General features: G+C 31.4%; 16 protein-coding genes. 13 read left to right on the top strand and 3 right to left on the bottom strand.

Translation table 11 applies throughout. The features are described 5' to 3' along the window. The first annotated feature begins 6 nt into the window (after positions 1 to 6). Both JOC47_RS15870 and JOC47_RS03450 read left to right on the top strand, forming a co-directional pair. Positions 7 to 1,665, top strand: a complete 1,659-nt coding sequence (locus tag JOC47_RS15870) for a methyl-accepting chemotaxis protein (RefSeq protein WP_338035313.1) — start codon at positions 7 to 9, stop codon at positions 1,663 to 1,665. A gap of 123 nt (positions 1,666 to 1,788) precedes the next feature. Then, complete coding sequence (locus JOC47_RS03450; protein WP_204700585.1) at positions 1,789 to 2,760, top strand: polysaccharide deacetylase family protein; 972 nt, start codon at positions 1,789 to 1,791, stop codon at positions 2,758 to 2,760. 124 nt (positions 2,761 to 2,884) lie between these two features. Here JOC47_RS03450 and JOC47_RS03445 read toward each other — a convergent pair whose 3' ends face one another. Then, positions 2,885 to 4,648 carry a DUF4153 domain-containing protein gene (locus JOC47_RS03445; RefSeq protein WP_204700584.1) on the bottom strand — a complete coding sequence of 588 codons (1,764 nt, stop codon included), beginning with the start codon at positions 4,646 to 4,648 and terminating at the stop codon, positions 2,885 to 2,887. 408 nt (positions 4,649 to 5,056) lie between these two features. Between JOC47_RS03445 and JOC47_RS03440 the strand changes: the two genes are divergently transcribed. Continuing rightward, positions 5,057 to 6,826: a M3 family oligoendopeptidase gene (locus JOC47_RS03440; protein ID WP_204700583.1), complete on the top strand. Its 1,770-nt coding sequence runs from the start codon at positions 5,057 to 5,059 to the stop codon at positions 6,824 to 6,826. 132 nt (positions 6,827 to 6,958) lie between these two features. On the opposite strand, the gene JOC47_RS03435 is transcribed toward JOC47_RS03440, so the two are convergent. After that, a complete protein-coding gene (locus JOC47_RS03435; RefSeq protein WP_204700582.1) occupies positions 6,959 to 7,537 on the bottom strand; it encodes a hypothetical protein in 579 nt (192 codons plus the stop codon). 250 nt (positions 7,538 to 7,787) lie between these two features. Between JOC47_RS03435 and JOC47_RS03430 the strand changes: the two genes are divergently transcribed. Further along, positions 7,788 to 8,555, top strand: coding sequence for an exodeoxyribonuclease III (locus JOC47_RS03430; protein ID WP_204700581.1), 768 nt, complete (start codon positions 7,788 to 7,790; stop codon positions 8,553 to 8,555). 24 nt (positions 8,556 to 8,579) lie between these two features. Beyond that, the gene (locus tag JOC47_RS03425; protein WP_204700580.1) at positions 8,580 to 9,755 is read left to right on the top strand and encodes a M23 family metallopeptidase; all 1,176 of its coding nucleotides are present in this window, start codon (positions 8,580 to 8,582) and stop codon (positions 9,753 to 9,755) included. Positions 9,756 to 9,905: 150 nt separating this feature from the next. Here the strand turns inward: JOC47_RS03425 and ppx are convergent, their stop codons facing one another. Next, the gene (gene ppx / locus JOC47_RS03420) at positions 9,906 to 11,444 is read right to left on the bottom strand and encodes an exopolyphosphatase (protein WP_204700579.1); all 1,539 of its coding nucleotides are present in this window, start codon (positions 11,442 to 11,444) and stop codon (positions 9,906 to 9,908) included. Between the two features lie 266 nt (positions 11,445 to 11,710). Between ppx and JOC47_RS03415 the strand changes: the two genes are divergently transcribed. The 8 genes from JOC47_RS03415 to mutL all read left to right on the top strand — a co-directional run bounded on the left by JOC47_RS03415 (position 11,711) and on the right by mutL (position 26,110). Continuing rightward, on the top strand, positions 11,711 to 13,258 hold the full coding sequence (locus JOC47_RS03415) for a Ppx/GppA phosphatase family protein (RefSeq protein ID WP_204700578.1): 1,548 nt from the start codon (positions 11,711 to 11,713) through the stop codon (positions 13,256 to 13,258). A 3-nt stretch (positions 13,259 to 13,261) separates the two neighbouring features. Continuing rightward, positions 13,262 to 15,388 carry an RNA degradosome polyphosphate kinase gene (locus JOC47_RS03410; RefSeq protein ID WP_204700577.1) on the top strand — a complete coding sequence of 709 codons (2,127 nt, stop codon included), beginning with the start codon at positions 13,262 to 13,264 and terminating at the stop codon, positions 15,386 to 15,388. Positions 15,389 to 15,881: 493 nt separating this feature from the next. Then, positions 15,882 to 16,412, top strand: coding sequence for a hypothetical protein (locus tag JOC47_RS03405; RefSeq protein ID WP_204700576.1), 531 nt, complete (start codon positions 15,882 to 15,884; stop codon positions 16,410 to 16,412). After that, the gene (locus tag JOC47_RS03400; protein WP_204700575.1) at positions 16,405 to 17,886 is read left to right on the top strand and encodes an AAA family ATPase; all 1,482 of its coding nucleotides are present in this window, start codon (positions 16,405 to 16,407) and stop codon (positions 17,884 to 17,886) included. Before JOC47_RS03405 ends, JOC47_RS03400 begins: the two co-directional genes overlap by 8 nt. Before the next feature lie 139 nt (positions 17,887 to 18,025). Next, complete coding sequence (locus JOC47_RS03395; RefSeq protein WP_204700574.1) at positions 18,026 to 18,916, top strand: mechanosensitive ion channel family protein; 891 nt, start codon at positions 18,026 to 18,028, stop codon at positions 18,914 to 18,916. Between the two features lie 198 nt (positions 18,917 to 19,114). After that, a complete protein-coding gene (locus JOC47_RS03390) occupies positions 19,115 to 21,169 on the top strand; it encodes a methyl-accepting chemotaxis protein (RefSeq protein ID WP_204700573.1) in 2,055 nt (684 codons plus the stop codon). A 266-nt stretch (positions 21,170 to 21,435) separates the two neighbouring features. Further along, complete coding sequence (mutS, locus tag JOC47_RS03385; protein ID WP_204700572.1) at positions 21,436 to 24,168, top strand: DNA mismatch repair protein MutS; 2,733 nt, start codon at positions 21,436 to 21,438, stop codon at positions 24,166 to 24,168. Continuing rightward, positions 24,128 to 26,110 carry a DNA mismatch repair endonuclease MutL gene (mutL, locus tag JOC47_RS03380; RefSeq protein ID WP_239550895.1) on the top strand — a complete coding sequence of 661 codons (1,983 nt, stop codon included), beginning with the start codon at positions 24,128 to 24,130 and terminating at the stop codon, positions 26,108 to 26,110. Before mutS ends, mutL begins: the two co-directional genes overlap by 41 nt. Positions 26,111 to 26,237: the final 127 nt, after the last annotated feature.

Raw genomic sequence — 26,237 nt, 5'->3', positions numbered from 1 at the left:
AATGATATCTATTTAATTGATACTAAGGGGAATGTTATTTATAGTTCAGATAAAAGTAAAGATTATGGTACTAATTTAATTTCTGGGCCTTATCAAGAATCAAGTTTAGCTACAGCTTATCAACAAGGAAAAAGTAAGATATCATTTATTGATTTTAATTATTATGAACCAAGTGGTACTCAAGTAGGATTTGTTTCTGCACCAGTGATTGATCAAAATGGTACTATTTTAGGAGTGACAGCATTAGAATTTCCTATTAGCAGAATTAATGAAATAATGCACCGGGAGAGTGGATTAGGTAAATATGGTGAGTCTTATTTAGTTGGTGCAGATCATTTAATGAGATCTAAATCAAAGTTTTTAGAAAAAAATACTATGATGGCTAAAAAAATAGAAAATGGTTATGTTGATAAAGTTGTAAGTGGCGAAGCGGGAGTTAATAGCTATACTAATTATCGGGGAGTGGAAGTCTTAGCTTCTTATATGCCAATAGATATTTTTGGTCAGAATTGGGGATTGTTTGTAGAAGTTAATAGAAGTCATATTTTAAAACCTGTCTATGACTTGATGAGAAGAATATTATGGATTACAGGGATTACTATTTTAATAGCAGTATTAATAACAGTCATTTTTGTTAAATTTATGATCAGTAATCCGATTCATAAAGTGCGAGATGTATTAGATGCTGTGACTAATAAAGATTTAACTAAAGAGGTAGACTATTTTTCTCATGATGAATTAGGGAAAATGAGTCAAGATTTAAATAATACTGTAGGAGAATTAAATAATATTATTAGAGAAGTAAGAAATACTGTTATTAATGTAAGTTCTGCTTCTGATAAATTAAGCAATGAAAATAATAACCTTTCCAAGCGTACTCAGGATGTAGCTTCTTCTTTAGAAGAAATATCAGCTACGGTACAACAAATAAGTGCTTCTATGGAAGATATAGCAAGTCACGCTAATACAGTCAATGGTCTTTCAGCTGATAATATGGAAGCAATCAAAAAAGGATCAGATATCATTGATGAAACTAAAGATGAAATTGAAGCAATGGATAATTTGAGTTCTAAAATTTCTGAAATTATAGTAATTATCAATGATATAGCAGCTCAAACTAAATTGTTATCGATGAATGCAGCTATTGAAGCTGCTAAAGCAGACCAAAATGGGGAAGGTTTTGCTGTAGTAGCTACGGAAGTTGGTGAATTAGCTGATCAGACTTCTAATTCTGCTAAAGAAATCAACAGTTTAATTCAAAATATTATTACTGGGATTAATGAATCAACAGAACAGATTCAAGTAGTTGATGAGATGTTTGATCAAATTGTAGAAAATAGTAGCCAAGTGTATAGAGGAATTGATCAGATTAGTAGTTCGACAGAAGAACAATCAAGTGCAGTAGAACAAATGCAGGAAGCGTTAGAAGAGTTAAATCTTAGTACGCAAAAGAATACTCAATTAGTAGAAGATATAGCTCAATCTAGTGAAAATCTTAATCAGGATGCAGAAAAAATGGATGGGTTAGTAAATGAATTTAAAGTTAAAGATAAAAATTATGATTTATTAAAGTTATTGAAACAGAATAAATTTGGAGAAATAGATGAATTACAAGAAGAAAATCTTGATATTAATTTAGATAATTTAAATAATTTGAGTTATTAAATTATTTAAAACTCTGTTTGAAATATAATTAAAGTATAATATAATTAAATAAACTGGAGTATTAAAAACAGGTCAATTTTTATTGACCCGTTTTTAATTTTAATATTTAAGAGGTGGTATACTATGTTATTTAACAATAAACTCAAAGTAGTTGCTTTATTGCTATTAGTTTTATTTTTATTTTCTACTAATGTAGCAGCTGATGGACATATTTTGGTTTTTCATCGTTTTGCTGATGCAAGGTATCCTTCAACTAATATTACTAAAAAGCAACTAACTAATGTATTTGATTATTTAGAAAACAATAATTATCAAGTAGTTAAATTAGAACAGATGGTTAATTGGGTAAAAAATAATCAAGCAGTTCCGGATAAGACAGTAGCGTTAACTATTGATGATGGTTACCGTAGTTTTTATGATCATGGACTTGATATTTTCAAAAGCTATGATTATCCTTTTACTATGTTTATTAATACTAAACCGATTAATCAAGGCTATAGTGACTTTTTAACTTGGGAGCAAGTGAAGGAGATTGATAACCATGGTACTATAGCTAGTCACGGCTATGACCATCCTCATTTAACAACTTTAAGTAAATCTGAGATAAAAGAGGATGTTAAGCAGAGTATAGATGATATAGAAGAGAATTTAGGTAAAAAACCGGACTTCTTTTCTTATCCTTATGGGGAATATAATAAGTATGTAAAAAATACAGTAAGGGGATTAGGTTTTAAAGCAGTCTTTAATCAAAATTTAGGTGCGGTAGCTCAAGAAAGTGATAGCTATGATATAAATCGGATAGCAGTTAGTGAAGCGTCTGAATTAGACATTAAATTAGCCTATGATTATTTGCCTGCCAAATGGATTTCTCGTGATGAGATGGTCACTGATGGTCGTGTGACGAGAGTTAAAGTTGAGGTTGCTCCAGAAATAGAAAAAGCTCAGCTTTATGTCAGTGGTCATGGCTGGAGAAGAGTAGAATTAGAGCAGGGTACCCTAGATTTAGAGCTTGATTTGGAACTGAAATACAGCCGTAATAGAATTTTCTTAAAAACTTATGATAATAAATTGAGCGGTAAATTAATTATGAAATAGAGTAATTAATTCAAAAAAAGATATGGAAGCAAATTTACTCGGGCAATTTTGGCTCGAGTAAATTTGCTTCCAATAACTGCTTAGAACCTTAGGAGTAATATTAAAGCTATAGAATTTACTAGTATCAATCTTTAAGATTGATACAAACAATTAATTGTACACTATTAATTGTTACATCATTTTTATTTATATTGTCTATTCTGCCCGACAATCTTTTGACGATTATTTTTATCTGAACCTCTTTATTTTCATCAATAAAGGCATAGTCGTTAGGTGCAAGTTTAGTCTTTGGTTTATCTTTGATTTTTCTATATATATCTGTAATGTCTTCAGAAAGAGATTTCTGATAAAGCGTTTTGTTATTATAATTTATTTTCAGAACAAAATCATCTCTATTATAGATAAGTGTTAGGGGGTGATTTGTTTTAAGGTTTTCCTCATTCTTTTTAGGATAATAATTAGGTATTTCAAAATAATAGTCATAACCACTTATTCTAATCGGATATCTATCTATATACAGGGAAATATATTTATCACGATTATATCTATAATGAGGTTGATATGAAAAACCGAAAAATTTATCCATGTTTTTAATAGTAAAATCTGCAGGTAAATAATTTAATTGTTCTAAGCTATGGTTATTCTTAAAGTAAGTGATGATAGCATTTATTTCTTTTTTGTCATTTTGATTTATTGATCCTTTATTTTTAACAACTTTCTCTTTTTTTATCATGTCATTCCTATAAAGAAGTTCTTCAAAACGTTTATTTTGACTATTTATAGAGATAGCAAAACTACTCCAAGGGCCAAAGACAGAAAGAAATATAATTAAGGCCAATGATAAAGGCAACATAATATTTCTTTTCCTGTCGATCAAATTGTAATACATCATGATGCCAAGAAGCCAGCAGCCAAGTAAGACAACAAAATATCTATTTTCAGTGACGCCATACTCGCTAATTCTAATTCCAATGGCAAAGAACATCATAATTAATAAGGGTAATATTACTTTAGGGAAGCAAAAGCTAAAATACTTTACCCATTTGTTATTTTTACTTAAAGGAGCAATAGCAAAAATAACAGCTAGACTAATTGCTGAATACCAGATAACTAGATGAGAAACTAAGCCCTGAGGCCACTGCCAGATAAGCAAAAGTTTAATGAAATATGAATATAAAATAATAGTATAGATAGAAATAAGAGGCATAACTATATAAAGTAATAATACTTTTAAAAAGCTAGGATAATCTTCAGTATAAAGTTTCTGCTGATAAGTCGGTAGCCCTGCCAATAAAAAGATTGGAGCAAAGATTCCTATTACTGCAAACCAAGTAGAGTTATATATTTGTGGTGAAACTGTAAGCCCAAGAAGTTTATTTAAAGTAAAAATCGTTGCAGCCGAACCAAGATAAAGAACGACAGAATAAATGGCTGTTACAAAAGCTCGTGAAGCTATATGAACAATATATAATTCGAAATTTTCTCTTTGATATAGATAATGAATCATTAAAGCAGTGAGATATAAAGTAATGTTGACGGCTATATACCTAATAGATGTTAGCAAATTTAGTTCATTTAATAAATAAAAATAATATAGAGATAGTAATAATCCTGCGCCTAGTAGAATTATTATTTTTGTTATTTTTTTAAAATCATTAATTCTTTCAAATAATAAACTAAGAGATAGAGACAGAGGAAATCCTAAGGCTAAAGTCATAGCAGTTTTAATTAAGGTATCCACAGTATTTGCATTAAATGATGATTTGTAGTTGATTAGTATAATCAATATGATAGTAGTAGCAGTTGAAAAGGCTATAGTATAGGGAAACCGTTTAAGACTAAAATATAAATTTTTTAATAATTTTTTTAGATGCATTAATAATTTCATAAGAATAGCTCTCCTTTTTATTTTAGTAAAATTTGTCATTCAGTGTAAATGAATTACATAAAACTGCTCATATATTATATCAGTTACCGTAACAAAAGAAAATGTTTTTTTTGAAGTTTGCAAAAAAATTGATGTTCTCTAGCTTAGAATAAAAAATTCAAAAGGAATTTAGCTGATTAAGTAGAAGAATTTACAATAGAGGGAGTGAAATAATGAATTTTGAATAATATTGAGCAACTTTTAAGGCAGTACTATTAAATAGAAGAGATAGAAAAAACGGAATAAATTAATAAGGGCATCTATAATCTAGATACTTATAAGATTATTACAGAGGCTAGAACGAATATTAAAACAGCTAAAAAGTATCAAGAAGAATATCAATTTAAGTTAAGGAAGGTGTAACTTATTATGGAAATGCGTTGGAATTTAGAAGATTTATATACTGGATTTGAAACTGATGATTTTCAGGAAGACTTTGGGCAAGTAGATAATAAGATAGAAGAAATTAATACCTGGGTAGAAGATAATTTAAATCAACAGCAAGATGAAGTTGAGCAAATAGAAGAGTTTATTGAATTACTGCGTGAATTTAGGCGCAAATATTCTTTATTAGTGAAATATGCACAATTAAAGCTAAGTGTTGATGCTAATAATAATCAAGCGGCTAGCTATGTTGAACAGTTAGAGAAAAAAGAGACTAATTTAACTAAAGCTAAAGTATCTTTTCAACGTTGGCTAGGAGAGATTAATAATTTAGAAGAGATTATTACTAAGTCTGAGTTATTAACTGAACATAAATTTTATTTAAAGGAATTAGCTGAGCAAAGTAACTATTTATTAAGTAATCAAGAAGAGGTCACTATTTCTAAGTTACAAACAACGGGTTCTAGTGCGTGGTATAAATTGAAGCAAAAACTTGTCTCTAATTTGATGGTAGAGATTACTGTTGATGGTGAAGAACAAGAGCTGCCGTTATCAAAAGTGCGTAATATGGCCTATGATAGTGATCAAGCCAAAAGAAAGAAGGCTTATCAAGCTGAGTTAGACTCATATAGCAAAATTGAGGAGCCGGTAGCTAGTTGTTTAAATAGTATTAAAGGAGAATCTCTAACTTTAAGTGATAGACGTGGTTATGAATCTCCGTTAGAAAAATCATTAATTAGCTCTCGTTTAGAACAAGATGTCTTAGATGCTATGTTAGAGGCAATGGAGGAGAGTTTACCTGCTTTTCAAAAGTATTATCGGAAGAAAGCTGAGTTGCTAGGGCATGAAGACGGACTTCCTTTTTATGATTTATTTGCCCCTGTAGGCTCTGCAGAGATGGAATTTGATTATGATGAAGCTAAGGACTTCATTGTTAATAATTTTAGAACTTTTTCTGACAGTTTAGCAGATTATGCGCGGCGTGCTTTTCAAGAAAATTGGATTGATGCTGAACCGCGGGCCGGGAAAAATGGCGGTGCTTTCTGTATGAATATTCATCCGTTAGGGCAGAGTAGAATTCTAGCTAATTTTGAGGGAAGTTTTAGTAATGTTTCGACCTTGGCCCATGAATTAGGGCATGGCTTTCATGGTGAATGTCTGAAAGAAGAAAGTATTTTTAATACTGACTATCCGATGCCTTTAGCTGAAACAGCTTCTATTTTCTGTGAGACTATAATTCAAAAGGCTGCTTTAGAAGAAGCGAATCAAGAGCAGCAGTTAGGAATTTTAGAAAACTCTTTAATGGGAGCTGGTCAAGTTATAGTTGATATTTATAGTCGTTATTTATTTGAAAAAGAGGTTTTTGAAAAACGAAAAAATTCTGCCTTAGCAGTAGAAGAACTAAAAGATTTAATGGTCAAAGCGCAAAAAGAAGCTTATGGTGATGGATTAGGTCATGATAAACTTCATCCTTATATGTGGGTCAATAAAATTCATTATTATATTCCAGGTTTTGATTTTTATAATTATCCTTATGCTTTTGGGCTATTATTTGGCAAAGGATTATATGCACAATATCAAGAGCAGGGAGCTAGTTTTGTAGCTGAATATCAAGATTTATTAGCTGCTACTGGAAAGAAAGATGCTGTAGAAGTTGCTCAGATGATGGATATTGATATTACTGAAGTTGACTTTTGGCGGCAGTCATTAGATATAATCAAAGATGATATTGAGCAATTTATCAATCATAATTAGCTTTCAGCTAAAATCATAAATGAAAAACATTAAAACCAAGCTTGAAAAAAGTTGTTTATAGTTTTTCAAGCTTGGTTTTCTTATTTTGGCTTTTAAGTTTATGGCAATAGCCAACAGTCATCAGTTTATAACTTACTCAAATATATCACTTAAAACTGAAGTGAAATCATCATAATTTAATGTAAGTTGTTGATGCTCTAATATATTTTTAGAAGAAGTGGTATCTTGAATTAAAGAATAGCCCAATTCAACTTCTTTGAATTTAGAGGTCATCTCTTTAATTTCTGTAATTGATTGTTCAATTTTTTCTATTTTGCCTGTTAAATCATCACTGCAGTATTGTCGTACTCTAAAAACTTTTTTTAAAACTGGATTATTATCATATTTATCAACTGGAATTTTATAAATTATATCTTGGGGTTCATCCATATCAATAGTTATTTCAAAAGTTAAGTAATAAGGACCAGCTTTAATACCTGCTTTGCTTTTAGAATCAGTTAGAGAAATTTTGATACTATCATATCTCGCTTCAATTTTTTCTTCTAAATCTTTAGTTTCAAAAGCAGTGCTAGCAAAGAAATCTTGAAATTTATTTCTTGCTTCTACAATGATTTTATTCTTTTTTTGATTCCATATTTCTTCAAAACGACTAGTTATTTCTTCTTTTTCAGCCTTCAAATCTGACAATTTCTTAAGTTTAGTTAAATCCAAATTTAAAACCTCCTATCATCTGAAAAAATTAATAATTTTAGATAAAATATGTCATTAATTTTATATTTCTAGAAATTAATAGCTATTCCTTTAGAAAATTTAATTTTTTTAATATAATTTGCTTTATAAAATTAATATTATTTTGAGACCTTACTTGTAGTTTATGATATTGTTTTGTACAATATAAATAAGAATTTTTCACAAAACTATTAGATTATTAAGCAATTAATTATAAAAGGAGTGTATAATTATGGAAATATATTCGTGGAATGTGAATGGTATTAGAGCAGTGAAAAGGAAAGGATTTCTTGATTGGATGGCAGATACTCAACCTGATGTTTTAGCTTTGCAAGAAATTAGAATTCAACCTCATCAAATTCCTGATAAGTTAGATAATATAGATGATTATTATTCATATTTTAATTGTGGAGATAGAAAAGGTTATAGTGGAGTAGCTTTATATACTAAAGAAGAACCTAATAAAGTAGAGTTTGGATTAGGAATTGAGAGCTTTGATCGTGAAGGAAGAGTCTTAACTGCTTATTATGATGATTTTACATTACTGAATATTTATTTTCCCAATGGACGCAGTAGTCAAGAAAGATTGGATTATAAATTAGATTTTTATGATGCGGTTTTTGAATATTGTCAAGAATTAAGAGATGAAGGCCATCGCTTGATTATTTCGGGGGATTATAATACGGCACATCACCCAATTGATTTAAAGAATCCTGATGCTAATAAGAAGAAATCAGGATTTTTGCCAATAGAACGAGAGTGGTTAGATAAGTTAGAAGAACATGATTATGTAGATACATATAGAGAATTTAATCCAGAAGAAGTAAAATATTCGTGGTGGAGTTATCGTACTCGGGCTAGAGAAAGAAATGCCGGTTGGAGGATTGATTATCACTTTGTTAGTGATGATTTGATGACTGATGTAATTGATGCTGATGTTTTAACAGAAGTAATGGGGTCAGACCATTGCCCGGTCTGGTTAAAGTTAGCAACTGATTAGTAGTTTTGAAGGTGGTGGTTGGGAATGTTAAATAGATACAAATTTAAAGCTAGACTGATAATTTTATTGTTGTTTCTTTTATTATTTAGTAGTTTAAGTTATGCTGCAGGGTCTCAAGAGGGAAAAGTAGAAATTTATTATGAGAAAGTAGAAGCTGGACAGTACAAATTTTATGCGCGCAACTTAAATTATGCTCCCTATCAGATTAAATTATCATTTCAACAGCTGCGAAATATGAAAGTAGATACGCAGCTTCCTTATTATGGAGTGATAGATGCTAGAGAGACTAAACAATATTTGTTTACAGTAACTGCTGAAGAGGGAAGCAAATATAGTTTTAATTATAAGTATCAATACTTGCTAGGTGATCCTAATGCTGTTAGACCTGATGATAAAGCTTATTTATTTCCTTATCAACATGGGAATAAGCATAAATTAACGCAAGGGTATAATGGTGGTTACTCGCATCGCAATACTTTGGCCCTGGATTTTGAAATGAAACGAGGTACTCCTATTACTGCTGCTCGCAGTGGAGTAGTGGTTAGAGTTAAGGAAAATTCAAATATTGGTGGGCCCAGTAGAAGATATATTAAGCATGCTAATTATATAACGATCTATCATGAGGATGGTACCTTTGCTGATTACGCTCACCTGAAATATAATGGAGCGCGAGCCGAAGTTGGTGATAAAGTGAGAGCAGGGGAAGTAATAGCTTATAGTGGTAATACGGGTTGGTCCCGTGGTCCTCATTTGCATTTTGAAATTTTTAAGCCAATTAGAATGAATCATAAAACAATTGCTACCGATTTTTTAAATCATAATTCTCAGAGAGTTAGAGCTCGAGCTGGTAATTATTATTATGCCTATCAGCCTGGAATGAATGATTTTAAAGTTCAATTGGGAAGAAAATTAAGTAATCAAGACTATGCAGGTTATTCAACGCCTATAAATCAAACTAATCAATTGGAATTAAAGAGAGAAAGAATTGATGATACAATTATTCTGTTTATAAAAAATGGTTATGATAAAGAGGTAGAAGTTGAAGTTGATTTTAAGCAAGCTCAAAATATTGAAACTAGTAAGAGTATTCCATATTCCAAAATAGTACCAGCTACTACTGAAGTTTATGCCTTTTTATTCAGACCTGCTAATCATCAACAGCAGTGGGGTTATTCACTTCAATATAGTTACCGCAAGTAGTTTGTAAGTAGAAATTAAAAGAGGCTTAGCAATCAATATGCTAAGCCTCTTTTTGATTAATTAAATTATACTTTGGAGAAAACTTGGGAAATTTATAAGTGATTTTGATTTTAATCTTTTAACTTGTCATTCTTTTCTCATTACTAATTACTAATATATATTAAGCTTTTTACCATATAACTTTTCAAATCCCTCAGCAGTTTCTAAAGCATCATTAATCTCTAATTCTGTTTCTTCACGAGCAATTGTCTTAATATTAACCTGCTCATCTGTAATAGAGCATTGTACTGCTTCAACAATCCCGTTCATGCTGCGATCTAAACTTTCTGCTATCTCTAATAAAATACCAGTTTTACGAATGGCTTCTTTATCAGGTCCATTTTTGTTGATTATTTTTTGGAGACTAGCTCGATTTAGATTATATTTATGCAGACTATATTTTGTATGTCTATGCGAGGCTGCAATATAGGAACTAAGCAGCAATTCACGGTGTGATAGACCATTAATGCCTGAATTTAAAAGCATATAAAAAGAGTGTTCATGATGATCATAATAATTAACGTGATTTCCTATATCATGCATCATCGCTGCCACTAAGATTATTTTATCAATATCGCCATTAAATTCAGATGGTTTTAATTCATAAAGGTCTTTTAGCTGATCATAAAGAGATTTGCTAAGTTTATAAATATGATAAGCGTGGTCTTGGTTTAAATTGAAATTATTCATTATATTTTTAATAGAAAAGTTAACTACATCTTTAACTGGTTGATCAGAACGACAGAGGTGATGATAAATTAGCCCTTCGCGAATTCCTTTACGGCTTAAAATTAATTTTTTGATATCACAGAAATCAATTAATGTTTTAACTGCTGCTGAAGCACCGATGAAGATATCAGCACGTTTTGTGGAAAGACCACTGATATTTTTTCTTTCTTCTAAATCTTTGCTTTTAACTAGTTGATAAACGTCATTAATTGCTTCATTAGACATTTTGTAGTTATGCAGTATATTAAGCGGGTAGTCTTTTTTACGTTGGTCAATGCGGGCAATATTCTTAATTGTGCCGCCAACTCCTAATAGAGCTGTATGATCCATTTCTGAAAGCCAAGGTACTTCTTGATAAGCATCATGTAAAAAGTCTTCCAATTCTTTTTCCTGTTCTTCATTTATACTGTCATATAAATCAAAATTTTGAGTTATATCTAAGGCCCCAAAAGAAAGACTAGTAGATTCTTTTACTTTCCTATCTTTCATCCAAATTAGTTCAATACTCCCTCCCCCAATATCCATAATTAAGCCATCTTCTTTGTCGATACTATTAGCTACTCCCCAGTAGTCATAATAGCCTTCATCGATTCCTGAAAGAACCTTAACATCTAAGCCAATTTCTCTTTTTACGCGTTGTAAAAATTGCTGCCTATTTGTAGCTTCTCTTACTGCTGCAGTAGCTACAGTAATAATTTCTTCAGTATCAGTTGCATCACATAAATCTTTAAACATACGTAAGGTTTGAATTGCTTTATCCATGCGATCTTGTTTCAATTTCTTTTCGATGCTCATTCCTTCTCCTAAACGTACTGTTTCTTTTAATTCATCAATTATAGTAAATGAATGACCTTTTTTCACTTCTGCTAAAACCATTTTCATTGAGTTTGAACCGATATCAATAATTGCTAAATTATGCATGAATTTCATTCCTTTTTTTTAGTCAGTAGACTAAAATCTAATTAAAATTCTAATATATAAAATAGTAGAATGCAAGTGTTGATATTATTTGTACATGTAATTAACAGAAGTTTAACAAATTTAACTCTTTATTAACTGATATTCAAGTAAGAATTGTGCTATAATAAAAGGTGTATGATTAATAGTAGCAATAGATAAGACTAGATACTAATTGAAATTATTAGAATATTTAAACTACAATTCCATTTAAAGTGAGGAGGCATAAAATGGAAAACGATTCACCTAACAAAGCTGCAGTTATTTATTTAGGTTCAAGTGCCCTATATATGAATATAGCAGAAAAAAAGGGCGAAGAAAATTTTAGGGTTTTAGAAGAAGTAGAGTATCCACTTAATTTAGGACATGATACGTTTACCGGTAATAAAATAAAGTTTGAGAAAGTTGATGAGATGTGTAAGACATTAGTTAATTTTCAAAAGTTAATTAATGATTATCAAATTAAGTATATAAAAGTGATTGCTACTACAGCAATCCGAGAAGCTAAGAATAGAGATTATATATTAGACCAGATTAAAGTTAAAACCGGTTTAGAAGTTGAGGTTTTTGATGATAGTCAAGAAAAGAAGTATATTTATCGTGGAATTTTAAAGGAATTAAAGAATAATAATTCAGATATTGATCGTTCTTTAATTTCTTATATAGGAACAGGCCGTTTAGGTGTTGCTACTTATACAGCCGGGAATATTAATTCTAGTCAAAATATTAGAACTGGGTCTTTAAAGTTAAGTGAAATTTTAGGGGAAATTCAAGAGAAGACTAATAAATTTTATATTGTAGTTGAGGAATATTTAAGTAGTTTTACGTATATGCTAAAGAGTTTCTTACCACAAGAAAAGATGGATCACTTTATTGCTTCAGGTAAAGAGATTGAATTAATTTCTGAATTATGTGAGGCTAAAGCAGATAAAAATTTTAGTTATATCTCTAAAGATAAGTTTTTGAATTTATATAATGAAATTAAGGATAAAACTCCTAATCAGGTTAAGCAGATGTATAGTTTATCAGCTGAAAAAGCAGAAATATTATTACCTTCAATGGCTATCTATAAGGCTATATTTAATTTAACCTCTGCTAAAAGAATTATTGCTCCCTTTGTTTCGGTTTTAGATGTTGTAATGTTTGATGTTCTCTATCCAAAACAGGCTAAAAAAGACGAAAGAAAGTTCTATAAAAATACAGTTTTATCAGCTCGCAGCATTGGAAGAAAGTATAACTATAATCAAGCTCATGCTGATAAAGTAGAAGAATTTGTGCTGAAAATATTTGATGAAACAAAAGAGGTTCATGGGTTAGGTAAACGAGCAAGAGATTTACTACAAGTAGCTACTATTTTACATGATGTAGGAAAGTTTATTAGTTTAAAACGTCATTATTATAATTCTTATGATTTAATCCGCTCTTCTAATATTCTGGGATTGAATAATCGGGAATTAGAAATAGTAGCTAATATAGCTAGATATCATAGTCGCAAAGTACCGCGGCAAGAAGATCGTTCTTATTATAAGTTAAAAAGAAAAGATAGAGTTTTGATGTCTAAATTAGTTTCTATTTTGCGTTTGGGTGATGCTCTAGATAGAGGCCATCGCAATAAATTCAACAATTTAGCAGTTAAATTAAAAGATAATCAATTAATATTAACTATAATTACTAATGAACCAACTTTATTAGAAGAATGGACTTTTAAGCAGAAATCTAATTTATTTGAAGATGTATTCGGAATTAAAACTAAACTAATAAAGAAGGAACGGTGGTAGGAAATGGATTATGGAGATCCAGAATTTTATATTAGTAAACAATTTGGCTGGGTAGAATTTAACAAACGAGTTTTAGAAGAAGCACAAGACGATAAGACTCCATTATTAGAAAGATTAAAATTTTTATCAATCACTGCTTCTAACTTAGATGAATTTGTAATGGTGCGAGTTGCTAGATTAAAAGATGAAATTAATTCTGGATATAAAGAGACAGATAAGGCTGGATTAACTCCTAAAGAGATTTTTGCTGAATTATCTAATCGGATTCATGATTTAGTAGCAGCCCAATATCAGTGTTGGAATGATATAGTTCCTAAATTAGAGGAAAAAGGTATTCATTTTGCTCAGTATGAGCAATTGGATGATTCACAGCAGAGGTATCTTGATGATTATTTTAATGATACTATTCAACCTGTGTTGACGCCTCGAGCTATTGATCAGAGTCGACCGTTTCCAGTTATTTTAAATAAAAGTTTGAACTTAGCTGTACGTTTGAAGAGTAATGAACAAGAAGATTTACTTCCAAACAAGGAGGGCCAAAATCTTTTTTCAGTAGTTAGAGTTCCAGCAGTACTGCCGAGGATTGTTGAAGTTCCAGCACCTGACGGACAAAAAGTGTTTATTTTTTTAGAAAAGGTTATTGAAGAATACTTAGATCAAGTATTTAGTGGTTATGAAATTGAAGCGGTTAATAACTTTAGAATAACTAGGAATGCTGATGTAGATTTAGATGAAGATGCACGCAATTTGTTAGTTGAAATGGAGCGCTATGTGAAAAGAAGAGAAAAAGGTTTTCCAGTTCGATTGGAAATTGAGGATGATATGGATGAAAATATTAAGAAATTTTTAGTTGATGCTTTAGATTTGAGTTCCGATGATGTCTATGAAATTGACGGGCCAATTGATTTAAGCCCTTTCTTTGACTTTAGAGATTTAGAGGGCTATCAAGATTTGCGTTTCGAACCTCATTATCCTGAACCAGCTATAGATTTTCATAATCAGGATGATATATTTGCAGCAATTAGGAAGAGAGATCGTTTATTACATGTTCCTTATGAATCTTTTGATCCTATAGTTGATTTTGTCAAAGAGGCAGCGCATGATCCAAATGTCTTAGCAATTAAACAGACATTATATCGAGTTAGTGGTGACTCGCCAATTATAGATGCTTTAGCAAAAGCAGCAGAAAATGGTAAGCAGGTGACAGTACTAGTGGAATTAAAAGCTCGTTTTGATGAAAAGAATAATATTGAGTGGGCCAAGAAATTAGAGGCAGCAGGCTGTCATGTTGTTTATGGCTTAGTAGGTCTTAAGGTTCACTCTAAATTATTATTAGTTGTGAGACAGGAATCTGATGGAATTAGACGCTATGCTCATCTAAGTACTGGTAATTATAATGATAAGACTGCCAAAACTTATACTGATGTAAGTATGTTTAGCTGTCGAGAACCCTTAGCAGCTGATGTGTCTTCCTTATTTAATCTATTAACTGGTTATTCCAAACCCCCTCGCTGGAGAAAACTATCAGTTGCTCCTTTAGATTTAAGAGAAACATTTATTAATTGGATTAGAAATGAAGTTGAACAAGTAAAATCAGGTAAAGAGGGACATATTATTGCCAAAATGAATGCTTTAGTTGATAAGAAGATAATTAAAGAACTTTACAAAGCAGCTTCAGAAGGTGTAAAAATTGATTTAATTGTGCGAGGTATGTCCTGTTTACGACCTGGGATAGAAGGAGTTAGTGAGAATATCAGAGTGATCAGTATTGTGGGCCAACTATTAGAACATAGTAGAGTTTACTATTTTGCTAATGGTGGACAAGCCCAGGTGTTTTTATCTAGTGCTGATTGGCGTCCTCGTAACTTAGATCGTAGAGTGGAAGCGTTATTTCCCGTTGAAAATGAAAAGTTAAAGAAGCGAATAATTAAAATTTTGCGCATAACTCTTAAGGACACAGTTAAAGCTAGAGAACAGCAACCTGATGGAAGTTATGAACGAGTTAATGTTGATGGTGAAGAGGAGATTAATTCGCAGGAGAAATTTCGGGAGTTAGCTAAACAGAGATTAGAAGAATCACAAGATGAAATGATAAAAAAGTTTGAGCCTAAATTACCTAATTTCCATTAATAAAGTTTGTTAGTCGAGAAATAATTTTCGGGATTAAATGACTGTTTTCAGTCATTTAATCCCTTTTTTAAATGAAATAATATCTATATAAAGTGGCACTATCGTGCCACTAGCTAGTAGATAAAAGCTAGTAGCTAGTAGTTAAAAACATAAAATCAAAAGCAAGAGGCACAATCAAAAAATAAGTAACCTCACTTTAAGACAATCCCTGACCCCACTATTAAAGTAAAACTATCATTAGATGGCTGAGCAAGCATTTCTTAGCGAAGAAATGCTTGCTCAGCCATCTCGAAGTTACACTTTATATAGATAAATTACATATTTTAGATTTATATTACATTAGATTCCTCTTTCTAATTATGCTATAATTGTTTGTAGCTTAAAACTTATGAGAGTTATAGGTCAACTACTCCACCCTAATCAAAAACAAGATTTACGTGGAGTTTTCTTGAGACATTTTAGATAAATATAAAGATAAGAAAGGAGTCAGGCAGTGGAAGATATCAATCTAAAAAAAGTTATTGTAGCAGCTATTATAGCACTTATATTATTATTTTCAGGCAATTATTTAATTACTGATTATCGTGTTGATCGTCAACTCGAAAAACAATTAACGGAGCTGCCCCAAATTAAGGAAGTGAAGGTAGAAGAAGAAAAAGAGTATCAATTAGAGATATTTTTAGTTGATATTGAAGATTTGCGAACTGTTAATTTAGAGGTTAGAAAGAAAATAAGTGATATTTTAAATACTGATAATTATAGTTTGATATTTAGAGGAAAAGAATCGATTAATTTAAAACAGATTTATAATAAGATCAATTTGGCCCTTTATGAATCATTAGTAACTGGTAAGTATACTAAATTTGGGAGTGAAGTGGATAAATATCGGGAGCAATATAATTTGCAAAAAGCAGAAGTAAAAGTGGATCATGATTACATTTATTTAACTTTAGCTGATGATAAAGGAGCAATTTATAAAGTCTTGACTAGAAGCAAAAGTAAAGTAGGTGATGAGAATGGTTAAAGAGCTTAGCTTGGGAATTACTATTGCAGCAGGGATATTTTTGATGAGTCAAGGGATTAATATTTTACCCTTTTTGTTTTTAGTTGGTGGTGGATATTTTCTTTATAAATTTGTTGGTAATCAGGATTTTGGCGGCAAGTTGATTTTCAGTCAAGGAAATGAATCGCAAGGATCAGAAATTGATTTTTCTGATATTGGCGGACAAGATACAGCTAAAAATGAATTATTAGAAGCCCTTGATTTTGTTAAAAATAAAAAAGAAATACAGAAATTAGGTATTAGACCTCTGAAAGGGATTATGCTTAGTGGTCCTCCAGGAACAGGGAAAACTCTGCTAGCTAAAGCAGCAGCAAATTATATTGATTCTGTGTTTCTTGCTGCCTCGGGAAGTGAATTTGTAGAGATGTATGCTGGAGTAGGTGCTAAACGAGTTAGAAATTTATTTAAAGAAGCCCGTAAGAAAGCAGAAGAAAATAATAAGAATAATGCGATTATTTTTATTGATGAAATTGAAGTATTAGCAGGGAAGCGGGGACAGAATAGTAGTCATTTAGAATATGACCAAACGTTAAATCAATTATTAGTGGAATTAGATGGAATGTCTAATAATGATGAAATAAATATTTTGGTCATTGGGGCTACTAATCGGATGGATATTTTAGATAGTGCTTTGCTCCGTCCTGGTAGATTTGATAGAATAGTCAAAGTTGATTTACCAGATAAAGAAGGAAGAAAAGAGATTTTAACTATTCATACTCGTAATAAACCAGTAGCTGCTGATGTTGATTTAACTCAATTGGCTAAAGAAACATTTCGCTTTTCTGGCGCACAATTAGAAAATTTAGCTAATGAGGCAGCAATTATGGCCATGCGGGATAAAAATGATGAAATAACTACTACCAATTTCAAGGATGCTATTGATAAAGTAATGATGGGTGAAAAATTAAATCGTAAACCAAATGATAGTGAATTAAGGCGAGTGGCTTATCACGAAGTAGGACATGCCTTAATAGGTGAATTAGTACAGCCAGGTTCGGTATCTAATATAACCATTACTTCTCGGGGCAAGGCGTTAGGTTATGTACGTCATAACCCAGATGATGACTATTATTTAGAAACAATTGATTATTTGCTAGATCAAATAGCTGTCTTATTGGCAGGTTCAATAGTTGAACAAGAAATTTTAGGCTGTTTAAGTACAGGGGCTAAGAATGATTTCAAAAAAGCTGTGCAGTTAGCAGAAAAAATTGTTTTTTCTGGTATGTCTGAGTTAGGTGTAGTCAGTAAAGATAGTTTACCGCAAAATAAATTACATGATACAGTATCTAACATCATTGCTCAACAAGAAAAAAGAGTAATGGGAATTATTAATCAGCAGCAGAACTTTGTAGCAGAAATAGCGGAAATACTTTTAGAACGAGAAAGTATTGCAGGGAATGAATTTAGAAATAAAAAGCAAAAAATAGTATCATAAATTAAAATATAATTATTTATATCCCTAACTATCTATTTTAAAATAGTAGTTAGGGATTTTTATTTTTAAAGATTAATGATATAATTAAATTTAAAGTAACTTATAGACAATTAATTAGACAAAAAAAGAGGTGTGAGAATTGAATTTTAATTTACAAAGTTTAGATTTAAATAATCCGTTACTACAAAAATGGAGTTTGTCAATTATAGCTGTTATTTTATCTTATGGATTATTTTTCTGGTTGAGAAAAATAATTAACAATAAAGTTGAAAATTATAAGAAACGCCATCAAGCGCGGAGAACATTACAGTACATAATTATTTTATTGGCGATTGTGATTATTGCTTTTGTATGGATCGAAAAATTCACTTCAGTAAGTACCTTCTTTGGTTTTCTATCAGCCGGTTTAGCGTTAGCATTACATCAAGTTCTACTTAATATTGCAGGCTGGGTATTAATAATTTTGCGTAAACCATTTGATTTAGGTGACCGTATAGAATTGGGGGATGTTCGAGGAGACGTAATAGATATTCAAGTTTTTTATACAACTTTAGTAGAAATAGGGAATTGGGTAGAAGCAGACCAAAGTACAGGTCGAGTAGTAAACATACCTAATAGCACTATTTTTAGTCGTTCTTTATTTAATTATACTAGCGGCTTTGAGTATTTGTGGAATGAAATAAAAATACTTATCACTTTTGATAGTGATTGGGAGCGAGCTAAAAAAATAGTTTTAGAAGTAGCAGAAGAAAACTTAGAAGATATTGAAAAACAAGCCCGTTCTGAATTAAAAACAATGTCCAAGAAGTATATGATTAAATATAATAAGTTAACGCCAATTACTTATGTTGATATCGCTGAAAGTGGAGTACAAATCACTTTGCGATATTTAACTTCAGCCCGGGGAAGAAGGCAAAGTGAACATAAAATCAATGAACAAGTTCTATTAGCATTTCAGCAGGAAAAAGATATTGATTTAGCTTATCCTACTAGAAGGGTCTATCGGAGTAATTTATCAGATGGAGATTAATATAATTATTGAAACAGCAGCTTATTAAGCTGCTGTTTTTTGTTTTTTTGTTAAAAAAATTAGTAAATGCGACTACAATTGCTTGAAATTTAACATAGTTTTAAACTAAATATAATTTAGTGTTAACAACTAGTTATTATAATAATAATTGAATGTAAATAAAAATAATAATTATTCTATACCTCGAGGGGGGCAGTTATGAAAGAAAAAATTGAGAAAATAATCGATCAAATAAAAGAGAAATTAAATTTTAAAGAAAAATTTAATAATTTCAAGCAAGATCCTACCCAAAAGATAAAAGATTTTTTTAGCCATGGGATTAGAAATAAGTTAGTAATCTTATTAGTAGTAATTGCACTACTACCAATTGTGACTTTAAGTTATTTTGAAGTTAATTCGACGAAGAATACAATCAGACAAAATTTTATTAATTCGACAAAACGAGAGATCAAACAGGTTGATAATCAAATTGAGATGTATTTTTCTCAGATCAAATCAAATACGCGGATGTTAGCTAGTAATAATGTGATTAGAGAGGCTAAGGGTAACTTAAGCAGTTTTGTTAACAAAACTGATAGAGAAGAATTAAAGCTAAATCCGCTGGCTAATAATGATCTGAAGGCAAAAATATATCGTCAATTATTTAATTATGTAGATTCACTGCCACGGGCAGATTCTACATATGCTTATGTGGCTACTAAGGATGGAGGTTATGTACAATCTCCTACTAATCGAGTTCAGAAAAACTATGACCCGCGTCAAAAACCTTATTATAAACTAGCAATGGAAAATCCTCGTCAAGTCATAAGAACTAAACCTTATAATTCAATTAGAGGAATTGGAGGGCATCATACTACTATTAGTATGGCTAAAGCGATTAAAACTGAGAGAGGAGAAGTGATTGGAGTCCAGGGGATAGATATTAATATAGAAGTATTAACTAATATAATGCAAGATGTTAGTGTAGGGACACCAGGAAATGTAATTTTAACTACAGAAGATGGAACTATTTTAGGACACCCACGATATCCTAATAAAATGGCCTTCCAAGGTATTGAAAAACTTGGTGTTAAAAAGTTAAATCAGATTGAAAAAATTGATGAAGGGACTTTTGAAGCACAAGTAAATGAAGTGAATTCTTTAATTTATGTTTATACTTCTCCTAAGACAAATTGGAAGTTTATTTCGATAATTCCCAAAAAGAAATTAACCCAAAAACTGATGCCAATTTATCAGCGTATCACTTGGGTGGCAATTGCTTTTACTGTTCTAGTAATTATTATTGCAGTTGTTTTTGCTCATAAATTTACCGAACCTATTTTGGCTGCAACTGAATTTGCTCAACAGATTGCTAAGAAAGATTTATCAATTGACCCATTAGAAGTAGAGTCTAATGATGAAATGGGGGATTTAGAAGAAGCACTTAATGAAATGTATCAGAATATAAGAGGAATTGTGAATGATTTAATTGAACCAGTAGATTATTTATCAAGTCATAGTGAAGAACTAGCAGCCTCAGCTGAAGAAGGTCATGATACGATTGAAAAAACAAATCAAAACTTAGCAGAAATTTCAAATAATATAACTAAATTATCTTCAGTTAGTGAAGAAGTAACTAATTTAGCCCAAGATGCTAATCAACAAACCCAAATTGGTAGTGAAAATATTCAAGATACGATTAAAGATATTGATGCTATTAATCACGCTGTAGATGAAGCTGTAGAAGATATTGAAGACTTAGATGAAACTTCAAAAGAAATTGGACAGATAGTAAATATGATTAATAACATTGCTGAACAGACTAATTTATTGGCTTTGAATGCTGCTATTGAGGCAGCAAGGGCAGGAGAAGCCGGCAGTGGTTTTGCAGTTGTAGCTGAAGAAATTAGAAGTTTGGCTGAAGAAACAACAGCAGCGACAGAAAAGATTGATGATTTAGTGCAAAAGACGCAGAATAAATCTGAAACTAGTCTGGAGGTAATTAAAGAAGTAGAAGAAGAGGCGAAAAAAGGTAAAGAAATTGTAGAAGAAACAAATGAGGTGTTTTCTCAAATTCAGACAGCAGTTGAAGATACCTCAGAAGAGATCGAAAAGACTTCAATTATAGCTAGTGAATTAGATGAAAGTAGTGATGAAATTACTTCTGTTAATCAAAAAGTAAGTAGTATTTCTGATGAAATTACTCACTCATCAGAACAATTAGCCGAGATGGCTCATAAGTTACAAAATTTAATTGAAGAATTCAATATTTAATGATAAATTAGTAATACAAAGTTACTAGCATCCGAAATTTTGGATGCTAGTTTTTATTTTGTTTTAAATATGGTATAATAACAATTCAGAATAAAATAGTAAAGAGTAATCAGTAAAGAGTAAAGAAGTGAAGAGTGAAGAGTGAAGAATAGAACATATATTATTATCTAGAGATAAAGTCTAAATTGTTTTCCTGTTTTGTTTTTTAACTGATTACTTGTTACTCTTTACTAATTACTGTATTTTTATATAGTTGGAGGGATATAATGGCAGATTTAACACCAATGATGCAGCAGTATTTTTCGTTGAAAGAAGAATATCCAGAGTCAATTTTGTTTTTTAGATTAGGAGATTTTTATGAGATGTTTAATGAAGATGCCGAGGTTGCTTCCCGAGAGTTAGAGATAACTTTAACTTCAAGAAAAAAGGGGGGCGGAGAAAAAACACCGATGGCAGGTGTACCTTGTAAATCAGTTGATTCATACATCTCACAATTAATAGATAAAGGTTATCGAGTTGCAATTTGTGAACAGATGGAAGAGCCAAGTCAGACAAGTGGGTTAGTAGAACGAGATGTAGTTAGAATTATCACTCCAGGTACTGTAGTAGATAATAATATTTTAGAAGATAAGAATAATAATTATTTAGCTGCAGTAGTTAGCGATGGTGAAGGCTATGGGTTTGGATTTGTTGATGTTTCCACTGGAGAATTTTCTGTAACTGAATTAACAGGTGCTGAGGCTTTAGAGAAAGTGATTGATGAATTATCGCGTTTGAATCCAGCTGAAATCTTGATAGATGAAGGTACTAAAAAATCAGAACGGATTATGGATTTTATTGATGCTCAATTAAATCCTAGTCTTACAGATTTAGAGGATGAATTTAGTCGAGAAGAAGCCTATGAATTATTAACAGATCATTTTAATACTGTCAGCTTAGAAGGGTTTGGTTGTGAGAATAAACCTCATGCAATTAAAGTAGCAGGTGTTATTTTAGATTTTTTAATTGAAACTCAGAAGAGAAGTTTGAATCATATTAATAAATTATCTACTTATTCAACTACGGATTATATGATCTTAGATGTTAATACTCGGCGTAATTTAGAATTAGTAGAAACTATGCGGGACAAAAGTAAAGCTGGGAGCTTGTTAGGAGTAATTGACCAAACGGTAACTGCTATGGGGGGCAGAAGACTGAAAAAGTGGTTAGAACAACCCCTTTTAGAAGTAGATAAAATTCAAGATCGCTTAGATGCAGTAGAGGAAATTAAGAATAATATTTTGATTAAAGAAGATTTGAAAGATTTATTAGATCAAGTTTATGATATTGAACGTTTAATGGGTAAGGTGATTTATGGATCTGCTAATGCAAGAGATTTAATTTCACTGAAGAATTCTTTAGTAGTGCTGCCTGATATCAAAGAGTTATTGGCCCAATTTGATACTGCTAAATTAGATAGATTAAGAGAGACTTTAGATAAATTAGAAGATGTAAGTGGATTGATTGATGAAGCAATTCAAGAAGAGCCGCCTACTACTTTGACTGAGGGTGGAATTATTAAGTATGGTTATGATGAAGAATTAGATGAATTGTTAGATGCCATGAATGAAGGTAAAGATTGGATTGTTAATTTACAAAAGCAGGAACGAGAAAGAACAGGAATCAGTTCTTTAAAAGTTGGCCACAATAAGGTGCATGGATATTATATTGAGGTTACTAAAGCTAATCTTGATGCAGTGCCTGATGATTATGTGCGTAAACAGACTCTAAGTAATAGTGAGCGATATATTACGCCTGAACTTAAAGATAAAGAGTCGCAAATATTAGGGGCCCAAGAGGAAAGTATGGATTTAGAGTATGAATTATTTGTAGAGCTAAGAGACAAAGTAGCAGCAGAAACAGAACGAATTCAGGTTTCAGCAGATGTATTGGCCCAATTGGATTCATTAGTTTCACTAGCAGATGTAGCTTTAAATAATAACTATACGAAGCCTGAAGTTAATAATAGTGATGAATTAGAAATAAAAGAGGGACGACATCCGGTAGTGGAAGAAATGATGGATCAAGAAGTTTTTGTCCCTAATGATGCTTATTTAAATGGTGAAGAGGATCGCTTTTGTATTATTACTGGTCCCAATATGTCCGGTAAATCTACGTATATGCGTCAAGTAGCGTTGATTACATTATTGACTCAAATGGGTAGTTTTGTGCCTGCTGAAGCAGCTGAAATTGGAATTGTCGATCGGATCTTTACAAGAGTAGGGGCTTCTGATGATTTAACTACTGGACAAAGTACCTTTATGGTCGAAATGAATGAAGTGGCTAATATTCTAAATAATGCTACTGATAAGAGTTTAATTATTTTAGATGAAGTTGGTCGGGGGACAAGCACCTATGATGGCTTAAGTATTGCTTGGGCAGTGACTGAATATATTAGTGACCAAGACAAAATTGGTGCCAAATCTTTATTTGCCACTCATTATCATGAATTGACTGATTTAGAAGAACATTTACCAGGAGTAAAAAATTATAACATAGCTGTAGAAGAAGAGGATGAAGATGTAGTTTTCTTGCGGAAGATCATTCCTGGCGGTGCAGACCAAAGTTACGGAATTGAAGTTGCTAAGCGAGCTGGAATTCCAAGTGAAGTAATAGACCGTTCGCGAGATATATTAGATAATTTAGAATCAGAAGAAAAAGCAGTAGAGAATAAGATTTATCATGATTCGGAATTTGAGACGGAAGAAGAGGTTGCAGAAAAAAATGATAACGAAGTTATAGAAGTTGAAGAAGATAAGGACAAGAAAGCACAAGAAGAAACTACAAATCAGGTTAAAGAGAGTTCCGATGGACAATTAGCTTTATTTAATACCGGGGGAACTGATAATCAATTAGCAGAAGAATTAGAAAAATTAGATATTATGTCTATGACGCCATTAGAAGCGATGAATAAATTACATGAATTACAGAAAAAAGCGAAAAAGGATAGGGGGGATTAATATCGGGCGAATAACTCAATTACCAGAAGAGGTTAGTAATAAAATAGCTGCTGGAGAAGTAGTGGAAAGACCAGCCTCTGTGGTTAAAGAATTAGTAGAAAATGCTATTGATGCTGACAGCAGTGAAATCAAGATAAAAGTTAAAGACGGAGGAAAAAAAGAGATACAAGTAATTGATGATGGTTATGGGATGAATGCTGAAGATGCTAAACTAGCCTTTAGACGTCATGCAACGAGTAAAATAAAAAAAGCTAATGATTTATTTGCTCTGCGGACTTTAGGATTTAGAGGTGAAGCTTTACCGAGTATTGCTGCTGTATCTAAAGTGCAATTAATTACAAGGACTGAAGATGATTTAAAAGGTACTAAATTAAAAGTAGTGGGCGGCGAAATTAAGGAAGAAGAAAGTTATGGTTGTCGTAAAGGGACGAATATTAGAGTACGGGATTTGTTCTTTAATACCCCTGTCCGCTATAAATATTTGAAACAGACTTCAACTGAAATAGGTCATATTAGTAATATTATAAATCGTTTGAGTTTAGCTTATCCTGAAATCAGTTTTTCTTTAGAACATAATGGTCGTAATATCTTAGAAACAAGCGGTAGTGATAATTTATTAGATGTTATCTTTAATATTTACGGACGTAAAGTTGCTAAAAATATGATTGAAGTTGATTATGAAGATCAATATATGAAATTGCAGGGCTATGTTTCTAAGCCAACAGTGACTAGAACTTCTCGTAAACACCAATCGTTCTTTGTTAATGGACGATTTATTAAGAGTAATTTAATGGGCAAAGCTTTAAAGGAAGCTTATCATACTTTATTAAAGGTACACAAGTATCCGATAGTAGCTTTGAAACTTGATTTAAATCCTATTTTAGTAGATGTAAATGTGCATCCTACTAAGTTAGAAGCAAAATTTAGTCGCGGTAATGTAGTTTATAAGTTAGTGAAAGAGGGAGTTAGTCAAGCCTTAGAAGAAAGTGATTTAGTACCTGAAATGAGTTTGGAAGATAATAAAAAATCAGAGCCTAAAACAGAAACAGAAGATGCAGTACAGTCCGAGTTGAAATTTAAGGGTAAAGCTAAGAATAAGTCTAAGTCTGAGTCTGAGGATAAGAATAAGGACAAGGATGAGTTTAAGTCTAAGTCTACGTCAAAGTCAAAAGCTAAGTCTAATACATCAAATAATTATCAGCAGCAGAAAAAAGATTATGATGATAAAGAAACTAGAGCTAAAAAAATAGAAAAATTATATGGGGGAGAAGTACCAGAAGATAAACGAGAAAAACAAGGGCCAACAGTAGAAGATAAAGCAGAAACTTTAGATGGCCAAATCCAGGAAACAGCAGGAGATTATGAGGAAGATTTAAACTTAGTACCATTAGGTCAAATTCATCAAACCTATATTGTAGCTCAAAGCTTAGATGGAATGTGCTTAATTGATCAACATGCCCTACATGAACGAATCAATTATGAAAAATTACTAGCTAATTTCAAATCTCAAGAAGTTAATGTGCAGGAATTATTAGTACCATTAAAATTGGATTTAACTCATCAAGAAGCCCAGATGTTAAAAGAGAAACATGATAAATTAGCAGAGTTAGGATTTGAGATTGAAGAATTTGGTGGCGGCACTTATGTAGTGCAGGGAGTACCTGCTAAATTATATAGTTTAGATAATCAGCAGTTGATTTTAGATAGTATTGAAAAATTATTAACTGAGGAAATTAGCGAAGAACATGAATTAGTAGAAGACTTTATTACTATGATTTCTTGTAAAATGTCAGTTAAAGCAGGCGATAAATTATCCAAGCAGGAAATGAATAAGTTGCTAAGTGATATGGAGGAGTATAATATTACTAATTGTCCTCATGGTCGCCCAGTGATGCTAAAATTAACTGCAGAACAGTTAGCCGATAAATTTCAAAGAGATTAAATTCTTTTTTAGCAAAAAGTTGATAATAATTGATTAATGGGCTATACTGTTATATAGGATAAAGACAGTGAAACAATAAGAAGTAATGAGTAAGAAGTAATGAGTTAAAAAACAAAGTCAAAGACTA

The organism is Halanaerobacter jeridensis (assembly GCF_016908315.1).
Classification (GTDB): Bacteria; Bacillota; Halanaerobiia; order Halobacteroidales; family Halobacteroidaceae; genus Halanaerobacter; species Halanaerobacter jeridensis.
This window is presented reverse-complemented; position numbering and strand designations above follow the sequence as displayed.